We start from the raw sequence: 21,323 nt of genomic DNA, 5'->3' as shown, positions 1-21,323 counted from the left end.
TCCCCATGACCCTGAGTCGCGATGACGCCGCCCAGGTTGCCAAGGTCCTTTCCGAGGCCCTGCCCTACATCCGCCGCTTCGTCGGCAAGACGCTGGTGATCAAGTACGGCGGCAACGCCATGGAGAGCGAGGAGCTGAAGGCCGGCTTCGCCCGCGACGTGGTGCTGATGAAAGCGGTCGGCATCAACCCGGTGGTGGTGCATGGCGGCGGCCCGCAGATCGGCGACCTGCTCAAGCGCCTGTCGATCGAGAGCCACTTCATCGACGGCATGCGCGTCACCGACGCGGCGACCATGGACGTGGTGGAGATGGTCCTCGGCGGCCAGGTGAACAAGGACATCGTCAACCTGATCAACCGCCACGGCGGCAGCGCCATCGGCCTGACCGGCAAGGACGCCGAGCTGATCCGTGCGAAGAAGCTCACCGTGACCCGCCAGACCCCGGAGATGACCAAGCCGGAGATCATCGACATCGGCCATGTGGGCGAAGTCACCGGGGTCAACGTCGGGCTGCTGAACATGCTGGTCAAGGGCGACTTCATTCCGGTGATCGCGCCGATCGGCGTGGGCAGCAACGGCGAGTCCTACAACATCAACGCCGACCTGGTGGCCGGCAAGGTGGCGGAAGCGCTGAAGGCCGAGAAACTGATGCTGCTGACCAACATCGCCGGCCTGATGGACAAGCAGGGCCAGGTGCTGACCGGGCTGTCCACCGAACAGGTCAACGAGCTGATCGCCGACGGCACCATCTACGGCGGCATGCTGCCGAAGATCCGCTGCGCCCTGGAAGCGGTACAGGGCGGCGTGACCAGCGCGCACATCATCGATGGCCGGGTGCCGAATGCCGTGCTGCTGGAAATCTTCACCGACAGCGGCGTCGGCACCCTGATCAGCAACCGCAAGCGTCACTGATCGTCCGGCCATGGCGCGCTCCGGCGCGCCATGGCGGTTCTCCCTTAGCGTCGCGCGGCCAGCGCGAAGGCCTGCTCCAGCGGGCTCGCACCCTCGCTGCGGAAGGTCGCCGGGCTCACTCCCGTCCAGCGCTTGAACGCGCGCCTGAAACTGCGGATGTCACGGTATCCCACTTCCTCGGTGATGCGTTCGATGGACATCCCGGGGTTGCCCAGCAGGCTCATCGCCCGCCCTCGTCGCACCTGTTCCAGCAACGCCTCGAAGGTCAGCCCGTGTTCGGCCAGCCGGCGCCGCAGGGTGCGGCTGCTCATGTTCAGTTCGGCGGAAATCCTTTCGATCTGGCTGCCCAGGCTGAGGTCGCGGGCGATGGCCCGTTCCACCGCCTGGACCAGGTCGAGTTTCCGGTGCACCTGGGTGCTTTCCTGCTCCAGCAGGGCCAGCGCCTGGCGTAACGCCGGCAGGTTGTGGTTGGGCAGGCGCATGTCCAGCCAGTGGCTGGCGATCGCCATGCGGTTGTGCAGGCAGCCGAAGCGTACCTGGGGGCCCAGCAGGCGCAGGTACTCGCCCGCGTAGGGCGGAGCGGCATGGATGAGTTCGATGCCCAGCGGTTCGAACGCCGGGCTGACCAGGGCACGCCCATACACCAGCAGGCTGGCGAAGAACTCCTCGATGGCAAACACCTGCACCTCACTGCTGGGCAGGTGGCATTCGACCTCGACGAAGAAGGTTTCGCCCTGCTGGTAGACGCTGGAGGTGACGATCCCGCCCGAGCTGTGCTGGTAGCGCACGCCGATGTCGAACGCGTCGCGCAGGGTCCGGCACAGCGACAGCACATGGCCCAGCAGGCCAAGGGTGCCGAGCACGTTCTGGTGTCCGACCCACAGCCCCAGCCCCCGCTCCGGCAGGGCCTGGAGGGCACGCTGGATCATGCTCACGGCCTGGCGGTAGGAGATGCGCTGGGTAGGGTCCTGCAGGTCTTCGACGGTGAAGCCCAGGCCCCGGCACAGCCGCGCGGGATCGACGCCATGGCCTTCGACCACCTCGGCCAGCGTCTGCAGCAGGAAGGTGGATACCTGGGCGAGTTCGTAGCGCGCATCGGCGGCATTGTTGTGCATGGGCGAAATCCTGAGCCGGTCTCGGCTTCGTTCTTGTTCTGGCGGTGGATCGCGACATGGGATGAGCGTCCCATCATATAGCGTTCCGCACAGATGTAACAAAGCATTGCACGGTGTCCGCAAATCCCCCCCTCGCTGACCGTCAATGCCCTGCCTCGGCCTGTCGATAGGGCTTATTCCTATGCCGTACCCCGAGCCACGCCAAACAATAATAAGAGCCCGCCCATGAATCCGACCCACCCCCGCAGGCCCCTGCGCCTGGCCGCCTGCGTCACCCTCGCCTTCAGCTGCTGCACCCACGCCAGCGAAGGCGGCGTGGACAACATTGGTCCAGGAACCGACGGTTTCTTCACCCTGCCACTGGACGTCGACAACCTCCCCGACCACATGTTCGCCTTCAACGTCTACTACAACCACTACGAAGCCAGGAAGCTGAACATCAGCTCCTTCGGCGGCAAGGTGTCCGACGTGAAGATCAGCTCGGATGCGATCATCCCTCGCCTGGACTACCTGAGCCCGCTGCGGATCTTCGGCGGGCGCCTGGGCGGTTACATCGCCCAGCCCTATATCCGCCAACGGGTGGCCGCGTTCGGCCTGAGCGACGAACGGGAAAGCATGGGTGACACCACCTTCGCGCCGATCATCCTCTGGGACATGGGCAAGGACCTGACCCTGGCCGCCGCCGTGGAGGTCACCGTGCCCACCGGCAAGTACGATGCCGAGCGGCTGGCCAACACCAGCAACAACTTCTACACCTACAAGCCGCTGTTCTCCTTCACCTGGCTGCCCACCAAACGCACCGAGCTGTCGCTGAAGGCCACCTACAGCTTCAACATGGAAAACCACGACACCGACTATCGCTCGGGGCAGATCTTCCATTTCGACTATTCCGCCAGCTATCGGGTGACCGACAACCTGCGCCTCGGCCTGAACGGCTACTACCTCAAGCAGACCACCGACGACAAACAGAACGGCGAGACCGTACGGGTGTTCGGTTTCGGCGAGGAAGTCGACGACGGCGTACGCGGCCAGGTCTTCGCCATCGGCCCGGCCGTGCACCTGACCTTCCTCAAGTACGCCAGCGCGGAGATCCGCTGGGCCAAGGAATTCGACGTGGAGAACCGCCCCGAAGGCGACATGCTCTGGGCCAAGCTGACCATTCCGTTCGAACTCTGAGGCATCGGAACGAAGCGGCAGCCCGCTATCCGCGGGCTGCCGCCATCGACTAGGAAAAGCGCCAGGCGTCCTAGGCGTAAACCGGCCAGCGCTCGACGATCCGCCCGCCGCGCAGCGCCAGCAGGTCGCCGAATTGCAGCAGCACCGACTCGCTCTGGGTCGGCCGCAGGAAGACCTGGTCGTCCACCTCCAGGCCCACCGAAGGCGAGCCGTTGACCATTTCCTGGTTCGAGCTGCGCCCGTAGATGCCGTTGCTGCGCAGTCCCTCGGGCGAGGCGAAGTCGGCCATCCAGTTGCCGCCGTAGATGAAGAAGGTGCCGCGCTGGTTGGGGTCCCACCAGGAAAACAGCCGGGACTTGCCGTCCAGCGCCGGGATCTGCACCACGCCGGTGCTCTTGAGTACCGGCGTGGCGATGTAGACGGCCGGCACATGCTCGGCCAGGGACGCCAGGTCGTAGTGGCTCGGCTTGAGCATCGCGGTGCCCACCGAGACCTCGCTGCTCAGCGTTTCCTTCTCGTGCATGCGATAGCTGGGGCTGCCGGCGGTATTCAGGGTCAGCTGTGGCGTCCACAGCGCGGCGAAGCGCTGGCGGGCGAAGTCGACATGTCCCTGGTAGAGCGCCATGACCTTGGCGAACAGCTCCTCGGGCGAACCGAGGATGCCCGGCACGCCCATTCCGACGAAGGGGTCGTAGCCCATGAAGCCGGCGAACTCCAGGTGCTGCGGATGCGCCGCGATCAGCGCCAGCAATTCACCCAGCGCGGCCTGGTCGGCCACCCCGCCGCGATGCAGGCCGACGTCCAGTTCGATGTTGACGCGCATCCGGGTCCCCAGCCCCTGGGCCAGCGCCAGGTACTGACGCAAGCGCTGCGGCGTATCGATCAGCCATTGCAACTGCCGCGCCGGGTCGAACGCGCCCTTGTGCTCGCGGTAGAACAGTTCCGCCGAACGCACCGGCAACGGCTTGCCAAGGAGGATGTCGGCATCCGGAAAAGCGACCGCGTCGTGGTTGAGGAACGGTTGGTGGAAGGACATCAGCCGCCGGGTGCCGGCGCGCCTGGCGATGTACGCCAGCAGGCCGGGCGAGGGCAGCGACTTCTCCACCAGCCGCAGATGCTTGCCGCCGCGGCGGACCGAACGCATCACCACATCGATGTTGTGGTCCAGGCGATCGAGGTCGATGAGCAGCACCGGGCACATCGGGCCATTGGCCTTGAGTTCGCGGTTCAGCGCGCGGAAATAGTCGTCGTACGGCCCGCCACGGTCGGCGGGACGCATCCAGGCGGCAGTTCCCGCCAGCAGCGCGCCGGCCCCGAGGCCGGCGAACATGAACTTGCGTCGATTCACGGCGTCGCTCCTTTCAGGTCACGCCCAGGATGGAAGAGAGGTGCGCATTGAGGAACCGCCCGCGGGGATCCAGCGCCTGGCGCACCTCGGCGAACGCCTTCCAGCGCGGATAGAGCCCCTGCAACTGGTGCGCGTTGAGGCCATGCAGCTTGCCCCAGTGCGGACGCCCGGCGTATTTCCAGAAGATCGGTTCCACCGCGGCGAAGAAGTTGTGGTGGTCCATGCTGTAGTGCTGATGCACGGAAATGGAACAACTGTCGCGGCCCTCGAACATGCTCAGGGGAATGTCGTCGGCCTTCACGTAGCGGTACTCGATGGGAAACCAGGTGCGCAGGTCCTTGTCGCGGATCAGCGCAAGAATCTCCCGCAGGCAGGCGGGACCATGCTCGGCGGGGACCGAATACTCCATCTCGTTGAAGCGCACGTTGCGCACGTTGGCGTAGACCGCATAGGAATCGTCGACCCGCTCGTCGAAGCGGGCGAAATGGCGCAGGCTGTTGAGCAGGGTGCGGCGGGTCTCCGGGAAGTCGCTGAGGTACTTGTCGAGACCTTCGATCAGGCCGACGAACTCGTTGCCGCCTTCCTTCGCCGGGTCCAGGGGCGGGGTCTTCGGCTCGTCGGTCTCGTTGAGGGCGATCGACAGGGCGTAGTCGGAGTGGGTCACCACCAGCATCTCCCAGTGCTGGTTCTCGCGCGTGTTCTTCTCCACGTCCTCCAGCAATTCCTCGGTCCGGGCGATCCACTGCCGTTCACGCAGGCGGTAGGCCGCGCGGTTCTGCAGGCGCACCCGGGTCACGACGCCCAGCGCCCCCAGCGAGACCCGCGCGGCATCGAACACCTCCACGTTGCGCTTGGCGTCGCACTCGAGCACCTCGCCGCTCGCGGTGACCAGTTGCAGACCGCGAACCTGGGCGGAATAGGAACCGAAGCCGACCCCGGTGCCATGGGTGGAAGTAGCGATGGCGCCAGCCAGGGTCTGGTAATCGATGTCGGCCATGTTCACCAGCGCCTGGCCGATCTCCCTGAGCGGAGCGCCCATCTGCGACATCGGCGTACCGCCGCCGAACTCGGCCTGGAGGGTCGCGCTGTCGTGGCTGAGCAAGCCGCTGAAGTAGGCGAGTGAGAGCAGGGTGCCGTCGGTCGGGACCAACGCGCTGAACGAATGGCCGGAGCCCACCGGGCGGATCCTGCCGGACGCCTGGCGGATGACCCGGACCAGTTCGTCGAGGTCTTTCGGTGCCTCCCGCGCCAGGGGCAGGCAGCTTTGCGCGCCGGACCAGTTGCGCCAGGGAATCAGGCGCGGTGCGCGGAGCAACTCCGCCAGCGCGGGGTTTCCCACCATGGCGGCGAACGCACCGAGCGCTCCCGCCCGTTGCAGGAGCTGGCGTCGCGACAGATGACTTGGCATGCCGGTATCCCCTATCGGTCCTGCGCTGCGGACATGAAATCGATCAAAGCCCGGAACTGCTCTTCCGAGCACTGCATGCACATGCCCATGGGCGGCATGCCCTTGTAGCCGTTGATGCTGTGGTCCAGCAGGGTGTCGATGCCCTGCGCCAGGCGTGGCGCCCAGGCAGCGGCATCGCCGGTCAGCGGCGCGCCGGAGGCGGGATTGGCGTGACAGAGCTTGCAACTGGCGGAATACACCTGCGCCAACGCAGGGTCCGCAGGGACACGCTGGGAATCGGCGGCCCGCGCCGGTGGCTCCGTGGATTCTCCGCAGGCCACCAGCATCAGGCCCAGGGCAAGCAGCAACCCCGGGCGGCAAAGGCGCGAGTTGTCCGGTCCGGGGCGGAACGTGGACGACATGGTGTTCCTCTCTCGTTGCGCACGGCGTGCGTTCTCGTCGAACAACACTAAGGCCGCGACGCCCCGAGGATGAGGGCAATGCGGGCCAGCGACGGGGGGTTCTGCGGCCAGCCCTTTCGCACCGCGCGATGGCGGTCTAGAGTCGATGTCTGCAGCAGCGTCGAGGAGCCGGCATGAGCAGCGCAGCACAGCGCCAGAACTACACCTTCTTCCATTCCCTGCGGGTTCGCTGGGCGGAGGTCGATCCGCAGGGCATCGTCTTCAACGGCAACTACCTGACCTATCTAGACGTCGCCACCACCGAGTACTACCGCCAGCTCGGCATGTCCTACCCGGCCGACCTGCTGCGCGGCGGAGGCGACCTGTTCGCGGTGAAGAGCACCCTGGAATACCGCGCCCCGGCGCATTTCGACGACTGGCTGGACATCGGCACCCGCGTGGCGCGGCTGGGGCGCAGCAGCCTGGTTTTCGAGCTGGGCATCTGGCGCGACGAGCAGCTGCTCACCGTCGGCGAGCTGGTCTACGTCTATGCGGATGCGAACGAGCGACAGAGCCAGCCCGTACCGGACTGGCTGCGCGAGAAGATCAGGGCGTTCGAGCGACAGTCGCCAGTGGAGTCAGGGACTCACGCCGAGTAGCTGGGAGAGCCGCGCGCGGTCGGCGGCATAGGTTCTTTCCGCCTCTTCGCGGGCCTTCTGGAAGCGCCCGATCTCACCCTGCAGGCGCTTTTCCTCCTGCTTGAGATCGTCCAGCTGGTCCACCAGCGCCTGCGCCACCGGACGTCCGGCACGCTCCTGGTTGGCCGCCTGGCCTTGCAGGTTGGCCTGTTGCAGCTTGAGCGACTGCAGGTTGCCGCGCGCCACGCTGCTCAGCCCGTCCAGTTCCGCCAGGCGCCGTTCGCGAGCGCGGTCGACGTCCTCGAGGCTGGAATACAGGCGCAGCAACTGCGCATCGGAACTGGCCTGGGCCTGGGCCGCCTTGCGCTGCCGCAGCTCCTCGGCGGTCGGCGCCGGCGGTACGGTGCGGATCACCCGGCCCTGGTCGTTGAGGACCTGGTAGCCCTTGCCGATGTACTGCGGCGGCACACCCTGGCGGTCGAGCACCACCACGCCCTTGTCGTTGACGTAGCGGTAAAGCTCCACCGCTCCGCCCGGCGCCGCCTGGGCGCCGAAGGAAAGCCCCTGGAGCACCAGCCCCAGGGCCATCAGGCAACGCATTACATCCTGTCCGACCATGCCAGTCCCTTGTGAAAGGTTCAGATACCGTATTGGGCGCGATAGGCCTCTACCGCCGGCAGATGCTTCTTCAGTTCAGCATCTTCGGCAAGATATTCCAGCACCTGCTCCAGGGAAACGATGCTCACCACCGGCATGCCGAAGTCGCGCTCGACCTCCTGGATCGCCGACAGCTCGCCCTTGCCGCGCTCCTGGCGGTTCAGCGCGATCAGCACGCCCGCGGCCCTGGCGCCCTGGGCGTCGATGATCTGCATCACTTCGCGGATCGCGGTGCCGGCGGTGATCACGTCGTCGATGATCAGCACCCGGCCGCTCAGCGGCGCGCCGACCAGCGTGCCGCCTTCGCCGTGGTCCTTGGCTTCCTTGCGGTTGAAGCACCAGGGCAGGTCGCGCTGGTGCTGCTCGGCGAGGGCCACCGCGGTGGTGGCGGCCAGGGGAATGCCCTTGTAGGCCGGGCCGAACAGGACGTCGAAGTCGATTCCGCTGTCGATCACCGCCTCGGCGTAGAAGCGTCCCAGGCGGGCCAGCGCCAGGCCGCTGTCGAACAGGCCGGCATTGAAGAAATAGGGGCTGGTGCGCCCGGACTTGAGGGTGAACTCACCGAAGCGCAGAACCCCGCGCTCGATGGCGAAACGAATGAAATCGCGCTGATACGCCTGCATGAATGACACCAAGCCGCATGAATTTAGCTAAACCGTTTGAGCTCGGGTATCATACACGCACGTGATTTTGGGGGCCATTTATGCGGATCATCAGTGTGAACGTGAATGGTATTCAGGCTGCGGCCGAGCGCGGTTTGCTCAGTTGGCTGCAAGCACAGAATGCCGACGTGATCTGCTTGCAGGACACCCGAGCCTCCGCCTTCGATCTGGATGACCCGTCCTTCCAACTGGACGGCTACTTCCTTTATGCCTGCGATGCCGAGCTACCCGAACAGGGCGGTGTCGCACTCTACAGCCGTTTGCAGCCCAAAGCTGTGATCAGCGGCTTAGGTTTCGAAACGGCCGATCGTTACGGGCGCTACCTGCAAGCCGACTTCGACAAGGTGAGTATCGCCACCCTGCTGCTGCCTTCCGGGCAGAGCGGAGACGAGAGCTTGAACCAGAAATTCAAGTTCATGGACGACTTCACCCATTACTTGAGCAAGCAGCGTCGCAAGCGCCGCGAATACATCTATTGCGGCTCGCTATACGTCGCCCATCAGAAGATGGACGTGAAGAACTGGCGCGAATGCCAGCAGATGCCGGGCTTCCTCGCGCCCGAACGGGCCTGGCTGGACGAAGTGTTCGGCAACCTCGGCTATGCCGACGCCCTGCGCGAAGTCAGCCGCGAAGGCGACCAGTTCAGCTGGTGGCCGGACAGCGAACAGGCCGAGATGCTCAACCTCGGCTGGCGCTTCGACTACCAGGTGCTGACCCCCGGCCTGCGCCGCTTCGTGCGCAACGCCAAGCTGCCGCGCCAGCCGCGCTTCTCCCAGCATGCGCCGCTGATCGTCGACTACGACTGGCAACTGAGCATCTGAGCCCCGTCAGACACGAAAAAGCCGGCGCATGCGCCGGCTTTTCTATTCCACGTGCGGCCTACTTGATCAGCCGCAGGCAGAACGGATAGCGATAGGCCTTGCCTTCGTTGGCCTTGATGCCGGCGATGATGGTCAACACCAGCGCCGCCAGACAGACCAGGCCGAGCAGGAAGAAGCCGATCACCACCAGCATCAGCAGGAAGCTGACGAACATCGCCAGCGCCACGGTGATCTGGAAGTTCAGCGCTTCCTTGCCCTGGGCGTCGACGAACGGATCGCTCTCGCGCTTGAGTTGCCAGACGATCAGCGGCCCGAGCAGGCTGCCGAAGGGAAACACCAGGCCGATGAATGCCGCGAAATGGCAGAACATCGCCCATTGCCGGGCTTCCTGGCCGGGGGTCGCGGCGACCTCTTCGGATACATCGTTCATGTAGTGCTCCTTCTCCGGGGCCCGGCAGGCAGTGCCGGGCGTCTGCTCATTCGGCCAGCGCGGCGCGCTGAAGTTCGAACAGCTCCTGCATGCCCTGCTGGGCCAGTTCGAGCATGGCGTTCAGCTCGGCGGGACGGAACGGCGCGCCTTCGGCGGTTCCCTGCACCTCGATGAAGCCGCCGGCATCGGTCATCACTACGTTCAGGTCGGTTTCCGCGGCGGAATCCTCCAGGTAGTCCAGGTCGAGGACCGGCACGCCCTGGTAGATGCCCACGGAAACGGCGGCGACCATCTGCTTCAGCGGATTGCCCTTGAGCGCGCCACGCTTCTTCAGCACCGCCAGGGCGTCGATCAGCGCCACGGTGGCGCCGGTGATCGAGGCGGTGCGGGTGCCGCCGTCGGCCTGGATCACGTCGCAGTCGATGTACAGGGTGTTCTCGCCGAGCTTGCTGAGGTCCAGCGCCGCTCGCAGGGAACGGCCGATCAGGCGCTGGATCTCCAGGGTACGACCGCCCTGCTTGCCGCGGCTGGCCTCGCGCTGGTTACGCTCGCCGGTGGAGCGCGGCAGCATGCCGTACTCGGCGGTCAGCCAACCCTGGCCCTGGCCCTTGAGGAAGCGCGGCACCCCGGACTCGGCGCTGACGGTGCAGATCACCTTGGTATCGCCGAACTCGACCAGCACCGAACCTTCTGCGTGCTTGGTGTAATGGCGGGTGATGCGGATCGGGCGCAGCTGGTCGGCGGCACGGCCACTGGGACGATTCATCGTGGATATCCTGTACTGAGAAAGCGGAATTGGCCGCCATTATAGAGGCCAGCCCGGGCTCTCAACCACCGTCGGCGTGCGGGCCCCGCCGGACGTGGGTTACAATGCCCGGCTCGAATCACGGCAGCCGCGCGCGTCCGGCGCCGAACGCACTCCCCACACGACTATCGAGGTAGACCCATGGTGCACAGCATGACCGCCTTCGCCCGCGTCGAGCAGGCCGGTACCCACGGCACCCTGAGCTGGGAGCTGCGCTCGGTCAACCACCGTTACCTGGAGCCTCACCTGCGCCTGCCCGACGCCTTCCGCGACCTCGAAGGCGCGGTGCGCGAGGCGCTGCGCCAGGGCCTGTCGCGTGGCAAGGTGGAATGCACCCTGCGCTTCGCCGAGGAAACCGCCGGCAAGAGCCTGCAGGTCGACCAGGAGCGCGCCCGCCAACTGGTCGCCGCCGCCGAAGGCGTAGCCGCCCTGATCCGCCAGCCGGCGCCTCTCGATCCGCTCGCCGTGCTGGCCTGGCCCGGCGTACTGGTGGCCGACTCGGCCGATCCGCAGGCGCTCAACGCCGCCGCCCTGGAAGCCTTCGGCCAGGCCCTGGAGCAACTCAAGGCCGGCCGCTCGCGCGAAGGCCAGGAGCTGGCGAAGCTGCTCAACGATCGGCTCGACGCGATGCTGGTGGAAGTCGGCAACCTGCGCGAACTGGTGCCGACCATGCTGGCCAACCAGCGGCAGAAGATCCTCGACCGCTTCGCCGAACTCAAGGCCGAACTCGATCCGCAGCGCCTGGAGCAGGAACTGGTCCTGCTGGCGCAGAAGAGCGATGTCGCCGAGGAGCTGGACCGCCTCGCCACCCACGTCGGCGAGGTCCGCCGGGTCCTCAAGGCCGGCGGCGCCGCCGGTCGGCGCCTGGACTTCCTGATGCAGGAACTCAACCGGGAAGCCAACACTCTAGGCTCCAAGGCGTTCGACCCGCGCTCGACCCAGGCGGCGGTCAACCTCAAGGTCCTGATCGAGCAGATGCGCGAGCAGGTCCAGAACATCGAATGACCGGCGGGCGCCTCCGCCCGATCTCTTTCCAACCCGTACGAAGCACCAGGAACACCTCATGTCCGGCACCCTGTACATCGTTTCCGCTCCCTCCGGCGCCGGCAAGACCAGCCTGGTGAAGGCCCTGCTCGACGCCGCCCCCGAGGTCCGCGTGTCCGTCTCCCATACCACCCGCGGCATGCGTCCGGGCGAGGTGGACGGGGTCAACTACCACTTCACCAGCCGCGAGGAATTCCTCGCCATGCTCGAACGCAACGAGTTCCTCGAGCACGCCGAAGTCTTCGGCAACCTCTACGGCACCTCGCAGCGCTGGGTCGAGAAAACCCTCGCCGAAGGCCTCGACCTGATCCTCGAGATCGACTGGCAGGGCGCCCAGCAGGTGCGCCGGCTGATGCCCGAGGCCCAATCGATCTTCATCCTCCCGCCGAGCCAGGAAGCCCTGCGCCAGCGCCTGACCAACCGCGGCCAGGACAGCGACGAGGTGATCGAGCGGCGCATGCGCGAAGCCGTCAGCGAAATGAGCCACTACGTGGAGTACGATCACCTGGTGATCAACGACGATTTCGCCCACGCCCTGGACGACCTCAAGGCGATCTTCCGCGCCCGCCAGTTGCGCCAGGACGCCCAGCAGCAACGCCACGCCGAACTGCTCGGTCGTCTGCTCGCCTAAATCGGCTCTTCCATAAAGATTGGCGATTTTTTAGACTATTCAGTCCGCCCGGCAAACGTCGGGCTCACTTTTCGTTACGAGGAACACCATGGCCCGCGTCACCGTTGAAGACTGCCTGGACAACGTCGATAACCGTTTCGAGCTGGTCATGCTCGCCACCAAGCGCGCCCGTCAGCTGGCTACCGGCGGCAAGGAGCCGAAAGTGGCCTGGGAAAACGACAAGCCGACCGTCGTCGCCCTGCGCGAGATCGCTTCCGGCCTGGTCGATGAGAACGTCGTCCAGCAGGAAGACATCGTCGAGGACGAACCGCTGTTCGCAGCGTTCGACGACGAGGCCAACACCGAGGCCCTGTAAGCCATGGCCTCGGCTCGACGTCGCCTGCGAGCGCCGCAACCCGCCTACGGGCAGGGGGTGAACCCTTGCCGGGCATAGACGCCTTCGCCGACAGACTGTCGAGCTACCTCGGGCCGGACCAGGTCAACCTGGTCCGCCGCGCCTACTACTACGCCGAGCAGGCCCACGACGGGCAACGCCGCCGCAGCGGCGAGCCGTACGTGACCCACCCGCTGGCGGTCTCCAACATCCTCGCCGACATGCACATGGACCATCAGAGCCTGATGGCCGCGATGCTGCACGACGTGATCGAGGACACCGGCATCGCCAAGGAAGCGCTCACCGCGCAGTTCGGCGAGACGGTTTCGGAACTGGTCGACGGGGTCAGCAAGCTGACCCAGATGAACTTCGAGACCAAGGCCGAGGCCCAGGCCGAGAACTTCCAGAAGATGGCCATGGCCATGGCCCGCGATATCCGCGTGATCCTGGTCAAGCTGGCCGACCGCCTGCACAACATGCGCACCCTCGAGGTGCTGTCCGGCGAGAAGCGCCGGCGCATCGCCAAGGAAACCCTGGAAATCTACGCGCCCATCGCCAACCGCCTGGGCATGCACACCATGCGCGTGGAGTTCGAGGACCTCGGTTTCAAGGCCATGCACCCGATGCGCGCCGAGCGCATCCGCCAGGCGGTGAAGAAGGCCCGCGGCAACCGCCGCGAGATCGTCGGCAAGATCCAGGAGTCGCTGGTCAACTGCCTCGCCCGCGAAGGCATGGAAGGCCAGGTGATCGGCCGCGAGAAGCACCTCTACAGCATCTACCAGAAGATGCGCGGCAAGCGTAAGGCGTTCAACGAGATCATGGACGTCTACGCCTTCCGCATCATCGTCGACAAGGTCGATACCTGCTATCGCGTACTGGGCGCCGTGCACAGCCTGTACAAGCCGTTCCCCGGACGCTTCAAGGACTACATCGCGATTCCCAAGGCCAACGGCTACCAGTCGCTGCATACCACCCTGTTCGGCATGCACGGGGTGCCCATCGAGATCCAGATCCGTACCCGCGAGATGGAGGAGATGGCCAACCACGGGATCGCCGCGCACTGGCTGTACAAGTCCAACGACGAGACGCCCAAGGGCACCCATGCCCGCGCCCGCCAATGGGTGAAGGGCGTGCTGGAACTGCAGCAGCGCGCCGGCAACTCGCTGGAATTCATCGAGAACGTGAAGATCGACCTGTTCCCGGACGAGGTCTACGTGTTCACGCCCAAGGGCCGCATCATGGAACTGCCCAAGGGTTCCACCGCGGTCGACTTCGCCTACGCGGTGCACACCGACGTCGGCAACAGTTGCATCGCCTGCCGCATCAACCGCCGCCTGGCGCCGCTCTCCGAGCCGTTGCAGAGCGGCCAGACGGTGGAAATCGTCACCGCCCCAGGCGCCCGGCCGAACCCGGCCTGGCTGAGCTTCGTGGTCACCGGCAAGGCGCGCACCCATATCCGCCATGCGCTCAAGCTGCAACGCCGCTCCGAGTCGATCAACCTCGGCGAGCGCCTGCTGAACAAGACCCTCACCGGCTTCGACAGCCACCTCGAGAAGATTCCCCAGGAACGCATCCAGGCCGTGCTCGCCGAGTACCGCATGGAAGTCTTCGAGGACCTGCTGGAAGAGATCGGCCTGGGCAACCGCATGGCCTACGTGGTCGCCCGCCGCCTGCTGTCCAGCGAGGGCGAGGAAGCGCCGAGCGCCGAGGGTCCGCTGGCGATCCGCGGCACCGAAGGCCTGGTCCTGAGCTACGCCAAGTGCTGCACGCCGATTCCCGGCGACCCGATCGTCGGCCACCTGTCCGCCGGCAAGGGCATGGTGGTGCACCTGGAAAGCTGCAAGAACATCAGCGAAGTACGCCACAACCCGGAAAAATGCATCCAGCTCAGCTGGGCCAAGGATGTCACCGGCGAATTCAATGTCGAACTGCGCGTCGAGCTGGAGCACCAGCGTGGCCTGATCGCCCTGCTCGCCACCAGCGTCAACGCGGCCGACGGCAACATCGAGAAGATCAGCATGGACGAGCGCGACGGTCGCATCAGCGTGGTCCAGCTGGTCGTCAGCGTGCACGATCGCGTCCACCTGGCCCGCGTCATCAAGAAGCTGCGCGCCCTCAAGGGAGTGATCCGGATCACCCGCCTGCGCAGCTGACCCGCTTTTTCCTGTGTCATCCGGCGCCCCCGCGCCCACCCGATTTCAGCAAGGAGTTCCCATGACCAAGACCGTTATCCACACCGACAACGCCCCGGCCGCCATCGGCACCTACTCCCAGGCCATCAAGGCCGGCAATACCGTCTACGTGTCCGGGCAGATCCCGCTGGACCCGAAGACCATGGAACTGGTGGAGGGCTTCGAGGAGCAGACCGTCCAGGTGTTCGAGAACCTCAAGGCGGTGATCGAGGCTTCCGGCGGCTACCTGCACGACGTCGCCAAGCTGAACATCTTCCTCACCGACCTGTCGCACTTCGCCAAGGTCAACGAGATCATGGGCCGCTACTTCACCCAGCCCTACCCGGCGCGCGCCGCCATCGGCGTAGCCGCCCTGCCGAAGGGCGCACAGGTGGAAATGGACGCCATCGTCGTCCTCGAATAAGCCGGATGTTCGCGACGGGGCCCAAGGCCCCGTCGCTCTGCATGGAGTAGCACGATGCGCCGCGTGATTTTCCTCGCCGCAGCCGCCACCCTGCTGGCCGGCTGCGCCGGCACGGCCGATCCGTCCGGCACCTGGATCAACCAGGCCGCCATCGACGCCGCGAGCAAGGACGGCAAGCTGCGCGAGGCCCTGCTCGCCTATGGCCCGAACCTGGAGTGGAAGCTCGACAGCAAGGCAGGCGAAGCCACCTTCAGCAACGGCTTCGAACTGGGCGAAGGGACCCTGAGCAAGAGCGATGACGAGCACTGGAAGGTCGCCTTCTATGGCGACGACAACCAGGAGAGCCTCGAACTGGACGGCAAGGAGCTGATCCAGCAGGCCAGCGCCAACGGCCCGGAACAGCGTTTCCGCCGTCTCGACCCGCAACCCGCGGCCAACAGCCCTGCCGGCAGCGGTTTCGAGCGGGCCTTGTACGGCAGCTATCTGAAGGGCAGCTGGAAGATCCGCGAAGGCCAGGGCCAGGGCGGCAAGGTCGAGTTCCAGGCCAATGGCCTGGTCAGCGGTCTGCCCGGCGCCGAACGCTACGCGCTGTGCCTGGCCGGCGATTGCGCGGCGATGAGCGGCGACAACGACAGCATCTGGCTGCAACAAGGCAACCGCGGCCGCGAACTGCTGTTCAGCCTCGACGACGACGAGCTGCAACTGTTCGAAGCGGTCAATACCGCCGGCGCCAACGAGATGCCCAGCTACGTGCCCGGCAAGCGCGTCTGGCTGCTGGAGCGCTGACGCCTCTCAGAGGGCGGCCAGCACCAGCCAGCCGCCCAGCGCCAGCAGCAGGACGCCGCACAGCCGGTCCAGCGCACCTACCCGCCGTTGCAACCAGCCGCGCCAGCGCGGCCTGTCCAGCAGGCGCACCAGCGCCATGTCCCAGCACAGCACCGCCAGGCTCATCCACGCCAGGCACAGGGCCAGTGCCCAGCCCGGCAGGCTGAAGCGCGCCAGCACGCCGAACAGCCCCGCATAGAAGATCGGCAGCTTGGGATTCAGGCTGCTCGCCAGCAGGCCGTCGCGCAGCCCGCGCAGATAGCCGCCGCGGGACGGGACGTCGCGCTGCGCCGGCATTTCCAGTCGCCTCTGCGCAAGCAGCGCTTGGCCCGCCAGCCAGAGGAAGTACAGTCCGCCGAGCGCCTGCAGCCAGCGCAAGGCGCTGTGCGCCGAGTCCGGCACGCTGGCCAGCAGGCCGAGCACCAGCAGCATGCTCAGGAGGTTGGCCAGGGCGATGCCGGCGGCCACCCCGTCGGCCTGGCGCCGGCCGCGCAGCAGGGCGGCGCGTACCAACAGGAAGAAGTCCGGCCCCGGCGACAGCAGGGCGGCGAAATGGGTACTGGCGACAAGGACGAACGCGGCGAACATGAAGGCCCCTCGAAACGCGAAGGCCTCCAGTCTGTGCAGCGCGGCGGGCGCCGTATTGGAAAAAACTCAGGTCTTGGCGCTGCGCCGGAACTGCCCCGGAGTGACCCCGGTGAAACGCCGGAAGGTCGTGGAGAAGTGCGCCTGGTCGTAGAAGCCGAGGTGCTGGGCGAGTTCCGCCAGCGGCCGTTCTTCCAGCAACAGGCGCTTGGCCTGGCGCACCCGGCATTGCAGTTGGTAGGTATGCGGCGGCACGCCGTAGGCACGCCGGAAAGCCTCGATCAGGTGGCGCGGATGGCGCTGCAGCAACTGCGCCAGTTGGTCCAGACCGAGCGCCTCGGTGGCATGCGCTTCCAGGTAATCGCGCAGGCGTGCGGTGGTTCCGCCGTCGCGGGGCGCCGCGGCCGCCGGGCGCAAGCCGCCGTGGCGCACGAAGACCTGTTCGAGCAAGGCCAGCAGGCGGCTTTCCAACCCCAATGCGTCGCTGCGCTGGAAGTCCTCGGCCAGTCGCGCCAGGCCAACCGCCACGCTGCCGTCGTCGGCCGGGTTCAGTTCGCCGAAGCCGCGCGGCAACTGTTTGCGGCCGAGCAGGCCGAGCAGGCGCGTTTCCTCGACATAGAGCATCCGGTAGACCAGCCGCTCGGATTCGGCGTGCCCGGTATGCGGCTCTTCCGGGTTCATCAGCGACAGGGTGCCGGCCGGCAGCGCATGGCGCCGCCCGCGGCACTGGTAGCCGCCGACGCCGTGGAGGATCGAGCCGATGGCGAAGGCCGAATGGCTGTGGCGGCCGAACGCCTGGCCGGAGAAGTCCGCATGGAACAGCTCCACGCCAGGCAGCCAGGGACGCGCCAACAACCGGTTGGCAGCCATCAGGCGTCCCCGAGCACCGCCGCATAGCCCTCGCGGTAGCTGGGATAGCGCGGCACCCAGCCGAGCGCCCGGGCGCGGCGGTTGCTGCAACGCTTGCTGCCGGCGCGGCGTACCGAATGTTCGTCGGCCCATTGGCTGACGCCCAGGCGCTGGCGCAGGTAGTCGACCACCTCGTGCATCGCCACGGGCGCGTCGTCGACACCGATGTAGCAGTCCTCCAGCGCCTGGCCGCCGGCATCGGCGCGCAACAGGAAGGCCAGCAGCCCGGCCGCATCGTCGGCGTGGATCCGGTTGGCATACAGCGGCGGCTCGCTGACCACCCGGTAACCCTGGCGCACCTGGTTGAGCAGCCATTCCCGCCCCGGACCGTAGATGCCGGCCAGGCGCACGCGGGTAGCCGGTATCCCGCTGTCCAGCGCGACCTGCTCGGCGTCGAGCATGATCCGTCCGGAATAGGCCTGGGAAAGCGCCGGCGACTCCTCGTCGATCCAGCCGCCATCGGTCTGCGCGTAGACCCCGGTGCTGGAGACGAACAGCAGGCGCCTGGGCCGCTGGCCGTGGGCCTGCAACCAGCCCAGCACATGGCGCAGGCCGTCGACGTAGGCGGCACGGTAGCCAGCCTCGTCGTGCTGACTGGCGGCGGCGCTGTACACCAGGTAGTCGAGCGGCTCGCTCGGCCACTGCGCGGGACACTCCGGAGCCTGCAGATCGCCAGCCACCGGCAGGATCCCCTGCGGCAAGGCGTCCACCGAGCGACGCAGGCCATGGACCCGCCAGCCATCGGCCAGCAGCGCCTCGCCGAGGCGCCCGCCGACATCGCCGCAGCCGGCGATCATCACTGTTTGCGACATGAAGCCGTCTCCTTCCTACAACAAGGCGGGCAGTGTAGGCGTCGAATCGTCTGCAATGCACGCCCGATCATGCCCCCGGAGGTTGGTTCGCGGCGGTGCAGCCGCTATGCTTGGCCGATCTTAACGGATGAGCAGCCATGACCCTCACCGAACTGCGCTACATCGTCACCCTCGCCCAGGAACAACACTTCGGCCGCGCCGCCGAGCGTTGCCACGTCAGCCAACCGACCCTCTCGGTCGGCGTGAAGAAGCTCGAGGACGAGCTGGGGGTGCTGATCTTCGAGCGCAGCAAGAGCGCCGTGCGCCTGACGCCAGTGGGCGAAGGCATCGTCGCCCAGGCGCAGAAGGTCCTCGAACAGGCCCAGGGCATCCGCGAGCTGGCCCAGGCCGGCAAGAACCAGCTGGCCGCGCCGCTGAAGGTCGGCGCCATCTACACCATCGGACCGTACCTGTTCCCGCACCTGATTCCCCAGCTGCACCGGGTCGCGCCGCAGATGCCGCTGTACATCGAGGAGAACTTCACCCATATCCTCCGCGACAAGCTGCGCACCGGCGAACTCGACGCGATCATCATCGCCCTGCCGTTCCAGGAAGCCGACGTCCTGACCAAGCCGCTGTTCGACGAGCCTTTCTATGTGCTGATGCCGGCCGACCACCCCTGGACCGCCAAGGCCAGCATCGATTCCGAGCTGCTCAACGACAAGAGCCTGCTCCTGCTCGGCGAAGGCCACTGCTTCCGCGACCAGGTGCTGGAAGCCTGCCCGACCGTGCGCAAGGGCGACGAGAACAAGCACACCACGGTGGAGTCCTCGTCGCTGGAGACCATCCGCCACATGGTCGCCTCCGGACTGGGCGTCTCGGTGCTGCCGTTCTCCGCGGTGGACAGCCACCACTACGCCCCGGGCGTCATCGAAGTGCGCCCGTTCAGCGCGCCGGTGCCGTTCCGTACCGTTGCCATCGCCTGGCGCGCCAGCTTCCCGCGTCCACGCGCCATCGAAGTGCTGGCCGACTCGATCCGCCTGTGCTCGGTGGCCCGCCCGCAAACCCAGGAACAACCGCAAATCGCATGACCGAGCTGTCCAGGGTCCCGGTCACCGCGCTAAAGGGCGTAGGCGCCGCACTGGCGGAGAAGCTCGCTCGGGTAGGCCTGGAAACCCTGCAGGACATCCTGTTCCACCTGCCCCTGCGCTACCAGGACCGTACCCGCGTCACCGCCATCGGCGCCCTGCGGCCAGGGGCCGACGCGGTGGTCGAGGGCGTGGTGGCCGGCGCCGACGTGGTGATGGGGCGCCGCCGCAGCCTGCTGGTGCGCCTGCAGGACGGCAGCGGCACCCTGAGCCTGCGCTTCTACCATTTCAGCCAGGCGCAGAAGGACGGTCTCAAGCGCGGCACCCACCTGCGCTGCTACGGCGAAGTCCGGCCGGGCGCCTCGGGCCTGGAGATCTACCATCCGGAATACCGCGCGCTGAACGGCGACGAGCCGATTCCGGTGGAGCAGACCCTGACGCCGATCTACCCGACTACCGAAGGACTCACCCAGCAGCGCCTGCGCCAGTTGAGCCAACAGGCCCTGGCCATGCTCGGTCCCAGCAGCCTGCCCGACTGGCTGCCGGCGGAACTGGCCCGCGATTACCAACTTGGCCCGCTCGACCAGGCGATCCGCTACCTGCACCGGCCGCCGCCGGATGCCGACATCGAGGAACTGGCCGAAGGCCGGCACTGGGCGCAGTTGCGCCTGGCCTTCGAAGAACTGCTGACCCACCAGTTATCCCTGCAGCGCCTGCGCGAAGCCGTGCGTTCGCAGGCAGCGCCGCGCTTGCCGGCGGCCAGCCGCTTGCCGAAACGCTTCCTTGCCAACCTCGGCTTCCAGCCGACCGGCGCGCAACGCCGGGTCGGCGCGGAGATCGCCTACGACCTGGCCCAGGACGAACCGATGCTGCGCCTGGTGCAAGGCGACGTCGGCGCCGGCAAGACCGTGGTCGCCGCCCTCGCCGCCCTGCAAGCCATAGAGGCCGGCTACCAGGTGGCGCTGATGGCGCCGACCGAGATCCTCGCCGAGCAGCATTTCCTCAACTTCAGCAAGTGGCTCCAGCCGCTGGACATCGAAGTCGCCTGGCTGGCCGGCAAGCTCAAGGGCAAGGCCCGCGCGGCGGCACTGGAACGCATCGGCGACGGCGCGCCGATGGTGGTCGGCACCCACGCGCTGTTCCAGGATGAAGTGAAATTCAAGCGCCTTGCACTGGCGATCATCGACGAACAGCACCGCTTCGGCGTGCAGCAGCGCCTGGCCCTGCGCCAGAAGGGCGTGGACGGCAGGCTCTGCCCGCACCAGTTGATCATGACCGCCACGCCGATCCCGCGGACCCTGGCGATGAGCGCCTATGCCGACCTCGACACCTCGATCCTCGACGAGCTGCCGCCCGGGCGTACCCCGGTGAATACCGTGCTGGTGGCCGACAGCCGCCGTATCGAGGTGATCGAGCGAGTCCGCGCGGCTTGCCGCGAAGGGCGCCAGGCCTACTGGGTGTGCACCCTGATCGAAGAGTCCGAGGAACTTACCTGCCAGGCCGCCGAGACCACCTACGAAGAGCTTTCCTCGGCGCTGGGCGAACTGCGCGTCGGCCTGATCCACGGGCGCATGAAGCCGGCGGACAAGGCCGTGGTGATGGAGGCCTTCAAGGAAGGCATGTTGCAACTGCTGGTGGCGACCACGGTGATCGAGGTCGGCGTCGACGTGCCCAACGCCAGCCTGATGATCATCGAGAACCCTGAGCGCCTTGGCCTGGCCCAACTGCACCAGTTGCGCGGCCGGGTTGGCCGGGGCAGCGCCGCCAGCCACTGCGTGCTGCTCTACCACCCACCGCTGTCGCAGATCGGCCGCGAGCGGCTGGGCATCATGCGCGAAACCAGCGACGGCTTCGTCATCGCCGAGAAGGACCTGGAATTGCGCGGCCCCGGCGAAATGCTCGGCACCCGCCAGACCGGCCTGCTGCAATTCAAGGTCGCCGACCTGATGCGCGACGCAGACCTGCTGCCGGCGGTCCGCGATGCCGCCCAATCCCTCCTGGCGCACTGGCCGCAGCATGTCAGCCCGCTGCTCGAACGGTGGTTGCGCCACGGCCAGCAATACGGTCAAGTGTGATCTATTTCGCTCTCGCTGACCGGCGTAGGTCTCAGTCTTGAAGCAGCTCTGGTTAT

23 protein-coding genes are annotated in these 21,323 nt (G+C 66.7%); 12 read left to right on the top strand and 11 right to left on the bottom strand.

Annotation, left to right across the window (positions count from 1 at the left end):
• Nucleotides 1-5: 5 nt before the first annotated feature.
• Nucleotides 6-911 carry an acetylglutamate kinase gene (gene argB / locus FOC67_RS27275; protein ID WP_003096572.1) on the top strand — a complete coding sequence of 302 codons (906 nt, stop codon included), beginning with the start codon at nt 6-8 and terminating at the stop codon, nt 909-911.
• A gap of 44 nt (nt 912-955) precedes the next feature.
• Here argB and sphR read toward each other — a convergent pair whose 3' ends face one another.
• Nucleotides 956-2,026, bottom strand: coding sequence for an AraC family transcriptional regulator SphR (gene sphR / locus FOC67_RS27270; protein ID WP_003096573.1), 1,071 nt, complete (start codon nt 2,024-2,026; stop codon nt 956-958).
• A gap of 225 nt (nt 2,027-2,251) precedes the next feature.
• On the opposite strand from sphR, the gene FOC67_RS27265 reads away from it, so the two are divergent.
• Nucleotides 2,252-3,202, top strand: a complete 951-nt coding sequence (locus FOC67_RS27265) for a transporter (protein WP_009314521.1) — start codon at nt 2,252-2,254, stop codon at nt 3,200-3,202.
• Between the two features lie 70 nt (nt 3,203-3,272).
• Here the strand turns inward: FOC67_RS27265 and FOC67_RS27260 are convergent, their stop codons facing one another.
• The 3 genes from FOC67_RS27260 to FOC67_RS27250 all read right to left on the bottom strand — a co-directional run bounded on the left by FOC67_RS27260 (nt 3,273) and on the right by FOC67_RS27250 (nt 6,359).
• Nucleotides 3,273-4,481: a DSD1 family PLP-dependent enzyme gene (locus FOC67_RS27260; RefSeq protein ID WP_083842305.1), complete on the bottom strand. Its 1,209-nt coding sequence runs from the start codon at nt 4,479-4,481 to the stop codon at nt 3,273-3,275.
• A gap of 82 nt (nt 4,482-4,563) precedes the next feature.
• Entirely contained in the window at nt 4,564-5,892 is a 1,329-nt protein-coding gene (locus FOC67_RS27255) for a D-arabinono-1,4-lactone oxidase (RefSeq protein ID WP_003136261.1), read from the bottom strand.
• Nucleotides 5,893-5,969: 77 nt separating this feature from the next.
• Nucleotides 5,970-6,359, bottom strand: a complete 390-nt coding sequence (locus tag FOC67_RS27250; protein ID WP_009314524.1) for a cytochrome c5 family protein — start codon at nt 6,357-6,359, stop codon at nt 5,970-5,972.
• 173 nt (nt 6,360-6,532) lie between these two features.
• On the opposite strand from FOC67_RS27250, the gene FOC67_RS27245 reads away from it, so the two are divergent.
• Nucleotides 6,533-6,997, top strand: coding sequence for a thioesterase family protein (locus FOC67_RS27245; RefSeq protein ID WP_003096582.1), 465 nt, complete (start codon nt 6,533-6,535; stop codon nt 6,995-6,997).
• Here FOC67_RS27245 and FOC67_RS27240 read toward each other — a convergent pair.
• Nucleotides 6,977-7,594, bottom strand: a complete 618-nt coding sequence (locus FOC67_RS27240) for a hypothetical protein (RefSeq protein WP_003136264.1) — start codon at nt 7,592-7,594, stop codon at nt 6,977-6,979. The genes FOC67_RS27245 and FOC67_RS27240 overlap by 21 nt on opposite strands.
• Nucleotides 7,595-7,614: 20 nt before the next feature.
• Nucleotides 7,615-8,256 carry an orotate phosphoribosyltransferase gene (pyrE, locus tag FOC67_RS27235; RefSeq protein ID WP_003096586.1) on the bottom strand — a complete coding sequence of 214 codons (642 nt, stop codon included), beginning with the start codon at nt 8,254-8,256 and terminating at the stop codon, nt 7,615-7,617.
• 80 nt (nt 8,257-8,336) lie between these two features.
• Between pyrE and FOC67_RS27230 the strand changes: the two genes are divergently transcribed.
• Nucleotides 8,337-9,116 carry an exodeoxyribonuclease III gene (locus tag FOC67_RS27230; protein ID WP_003098313.1) on the top strand — a complete coding sequence of 260 codons (780 nt, stop codon included), beginning with the start codon at nt 8,337-8,339 and terminating at the stop codon, nt 9,114-9,116.
• A 58-nt stretch (nt 9,117-9,174) separates the two neighbouring features.
• Here the strand turns inward: FOC67_RS27230 and FOC67_RS27225 are convergent, their stop codons facing one another.
• Both FOC67_RS27225 and rph read right to left on the bottom strand, forming a co-directional pair.
• Nucleotides 9,175-9,546: a DUF4870 domain-containing protein gene (locus FOC67_RS27225; protein ID WP_003096590.1), complete on the bottom strand. Its 372-nt coding sequence runs from the start codon at nt 9,544-9,546 to the stop codon at nt 9,175-9,177.
• A gap of 46 nt (nt 9,547-9,592) precedes the next feature.
• Nucleotides 9,593-10,312, bottom strand: a complete 720-nt coding sequence (gene rph, locus FOC67_RS27220) for a ribonuclease PH (protein WP_003096595.1) — start codon at nt 10,310-10,312, stop codon at nt 9,593-9,595.
• Nucleotides 10,313-10,492: 180 nt separating this feature from the next.
• Here rph and FOC67_RS27215 point away from each other — a divergent pair, with 180 nt between their 5' ends.
• The 6 genes from FOC67_RS27215 to FOC67_RS27190 all read left to right on the top strand — a co-directional run bounded on the left by FOC67_RS27215 (nt 10,493) and on the right by FOC67_RS27190 (nt 15,780).
• On the top strand, nt 10,493-11,356 hold the full coding sequence (locus tag FOC67_RS27215) for a YicC/YloC family endoribonuclease (RefSeq protein ID WP_003096599.1): 864 nt from the start codon (nt 10,493-10,495) through the stop codon (nt 11,354-11,356).
• Between the two features lie 58 nt (nt 11,357-11,414).
• A complete protein-coding gene (gmk, locus tag FOC67_RS27210) occupies nt 11,415-12,026 on the top strand; it encodes a guanylate kinase (protein ID WP_003098317.1) in 612 nt (203 codons plus the stop codon).
• An 88-nt stretch (nt 12,027-12,114) separates the two neighbouring features.
• Nucleotides 12,115-12,381 carry a DNA-directed RNA polymerase subunit omega gene (gene rpoZ / locus FOC67_RS27205; RefSeq protein ID WP_003096602.1) on the top strand — a complete coding sequence of 89 codons (267 nt, stop codon included), beginning with the start codon at nt 12,115-12,117 and terminating at the stop codon, nt 12,379-12,381.
• Between the two features lie 65 nt (nt 12,382-12,446).
• Entirely contained in the window at nt 12,447-14,552 is a 2,106-nt protein-coding gene (gene spoT, locus FOC67_RS27200) for a bifunctional GTP diphosphokinase/guanosine-3',5'-bis pyrophosphate 3'-pyrophosphohydrolase (RefSeq protein WP_003096603.1), read from the top strand.
• Between the two features lie 61 nt (nt 14,553-14,613).
• A complete protein-coding gene (locus FOC67_RS27195; RefSeq protein WP_003096609.1) occupies nt 14,614-14,994 on the top strand; it encodes a RidA family protein in 381 nt (126 codons plus the stop codon).
• Between the two features lie 54 nt (nt 14,995-15,048).
• Nucleotides 15,049-15,780: a hypothetical protein gene (locus FOC67_RS27190; RefSeq protein WP_003096611.1), complete on the top strand. Its 732-nt coding sequence runs from the start codon at nt 15,049-15,051 to the stop codon at nt 15,778-15,780.
• A gap of 6 nt (nt 15,781-15,786) precedes the next feature.
• Here FOC67_RS27190 and FOC67_RS27185 read toward each other — a convergent pair whose 3' ends face one another.
• The 3 genes from FOC67_RS27185 to FOC67_RS27175 form a co-directional block, all read right to left on the bottom strand.
• Nucleotides 15,787-16,407 (bottom strand): LysE family translocator, encoded by a 621-nt coding sequence (locus tag FOC67_RS27185; protein WP_003096613.1) that lies wholly within the window; start codon nt 16,405-16,407, stop codon nt 15,787-15,789.
• Nucleotides 16,408-16,473: 66 nt separating this feature from the next.
• On the bottom strand, nt 16,474-17,274 hold the full coding sequence (locus FOC67_RS27180) for an AraC family transcriptional regulator (RefSeq protein WP_003096615.1): 801 nt from the start codon (nt 17,272-17,274) through the stop codon (nt 16,474-16,476).
• Entirely contained in the window at nt 17,274-18,125 is an 852-nt protein-coding gene (locus FOC67_RS27175; protein ID WP_003096618.1) for an SDR family oxidoreductase, read from the bottom strand. Before FOC67_RS27175 ends, FOC67_RS27180 begins: the two co-directional genes overlap by 1 nt.
• 137 nt (nt 18,126-18,262) lie before the next feature.
• Here FOC67_RS27175 and oxyR point away from each other — a divergent pair, with 137 nt between their 5' ends.
• Both oxyR and recG read left to right on the top strand, forming a co-directional pair.
• On the top strand, nt 18,263-19,195 hold the full coding sequence (oxyR, locus tag FOC67_RS27170; RefSeq protein ID WP_003096622.1) for an oxidative stress transcriptional regulator OxyR: 933 nt from the start codon (nt 18,263-18,265) through the stop codon (nt 19,193-19,195).
• Complete coding sequence (gene recG, locus FOC67_RS27165; protein ID WP_003096624.1) at nt 19,192-21,267, top strand: ATP-dependent DNA helicase RecG; 2,076 nt, start codon at nt 19,192-19,194, stop codon at nt 21,265-21,267. The genes oxyR and recG overlap by 4 nt, the downstream gene beginning before the upstream one ends.
• The last annotated feature ends 56 nt before the right edge of the window (nt 21,268-21,323 follow it).

The organism is Pseudomonas sp. FDAARGOS_761 (assembly GCF_013343155.1).
Lineage (GTDB): Bacteria > Pseudomonadota > Gammaproteobacteria > Pseudomonadales > Pseudomonadaceae > Pseudomonas > Pseudomonas aeruginosa.
This window is presented reverse-complemented; position numbering and strand designations above follow the sequence as displayed.

Coding starts and splice junctions, on each gene's coding strand:
- argB (WP_003096572.1), top strand. CDS start 6: ATGACCCTGAGTCGCGATGACGCCGCCCAGGTTGCCAAGGTCCTTTCC.
- sphR (WP_003096573.1), bottom strand. CDS start 2,026: ATGCACAACAATGCCGCCGATGCGCGCTACGAACTCGCCCAGGTATCC.
- FOC67_RS27265 (WP_009314521.1), top strand. CDS start 2,252: ATGAATCCGACCCACCCCCGCAGGCCCCTGCGCCTGGCCGCCTGCGTC.
- FOC67_RS27260 (WP_083842305.1), bottom strand. CDS start 4,481: ATGCGTCCCGCCGACCGTGGCGGGCCGTACGACGACTATTTCCGCGCG.
- FOC67_RS27255 (WP_003136261.1), bottom strand. CDS start 5,892: ATGGTGGGAAACCCCGCGCTGGCGGAGTTGCTCCGCGCACCGCGCCTG.
- FOC67_RS27250 (WP_009314524.1), bottom strand. CDS start 6,359: ATGTCGTCCACGTTCCGCCCCGGACCGGACAACTCGCGCCTTTGCCGC.
- FOC67_RS27245 (WP_003096582.1), top strand. CDS start 6,533: ATGAGCAGCGCAGCACAGCGCCAGAACTACACCTTCTTCCATTCCCTG.
- FOC67_RS27240 (WP_003136264.1), bottom strand. CDS start 7,594: ATGGTCGGACAGGATGTAATGCGTTGCCTGATGGCCCTGGGGCTGGTG.
- pyrE (WP_003096586.1), bottom strand. CDS start 8,256: ATGCAGGCGTATCAGCGCGATTTCATTCGTTTCGCCATCGAGCGCGGG.
- FOC67_RS27230 (WP_003098313.1), top strand. CDS start 8,337: ATGCGGATCATCAGTGTGAACGTGAATGGTATTCAGGCTGCGGCCGAG.
- FOC67_RS27225 (WP_003096590.1), bottom strand. CDS start 9,546: ATGAACGATGTATCCGAAGAGGTCGCCGCGACCCCCGGCCAGGAAGCC.
- rph (WP_003096595.1), bottom strand. CDS start 10,312: ATGAATCGTCCCAGTGGCCGTGCCGCCGACCAGCTGCGCCCGATCCGC.
- FOC67_RS27215 (WP_003096599.1), top strand. CDS start 10,493: ATGGTGCACAGCATGACCGCCTTCGCCCGCGTCGAGCAGGCCGGTACC.
- gmk (WP_003098317.1), top strand. CDS start 11,415: ATGTCCGGCACCCTGTACATCGTTTCCGCTCCCTCCGGCGCCGGCAAG.
- rpoZ (WP_003096602.1), top strand. CDS start 12,115: ATGGCCCGCGTCACCGTTGAAGACTGCCTGGACAACGTCGATAACCGT.
- FOC67_RS27195 (WP_003096609.1), top strand. CDS start 14,614: ATGACCAAGACCGTTATCCACACCGACAACGCCCCGGCCGCCATCGGC.
- FOC67_RS27190 (WP_003096611.1), top strand. CDS start 15,049: ATGCGCCGCGTGATTTTCCTCGCCGCAGCCGCCACCCTGCTGGCCGGC.
- FOC67_RS27185 (WP_003096613.1), bottom strand. CDS start 16,407: ATGTTCGCCGCGTTCGTCCTTGTCGCCAGTACCCATTTCGCCGCCCTG.
- FOC67_RS27180 (WP_003096615.1), bottom strand. CDS start 17,274: ATGGCTGCCAACCGGTTGTTGGCGCGTCCCTGGCTGCCTGGCGTGGAG.
- FOC67_RS27175 (WP_003096618.1), bottom strand. CDS start 18,125: ATGTCGCAAACAGTGATGATCGCCGGCTGCGGCGATGTCGGCGGGCGC.
- oxyR (WP_003096622.1), top strand. CDS start 18,263: ATGACCCTCACCGAACTGCGCTACATCGTCACCCTCGCCCAGGAACAA.
- recG (WP_003096624.1), top strand. CDS start 19,192: ATGACCGAGCTGTCCAGGGTCCCGGTCACCGCGCTAAAGGGCGTAGGC.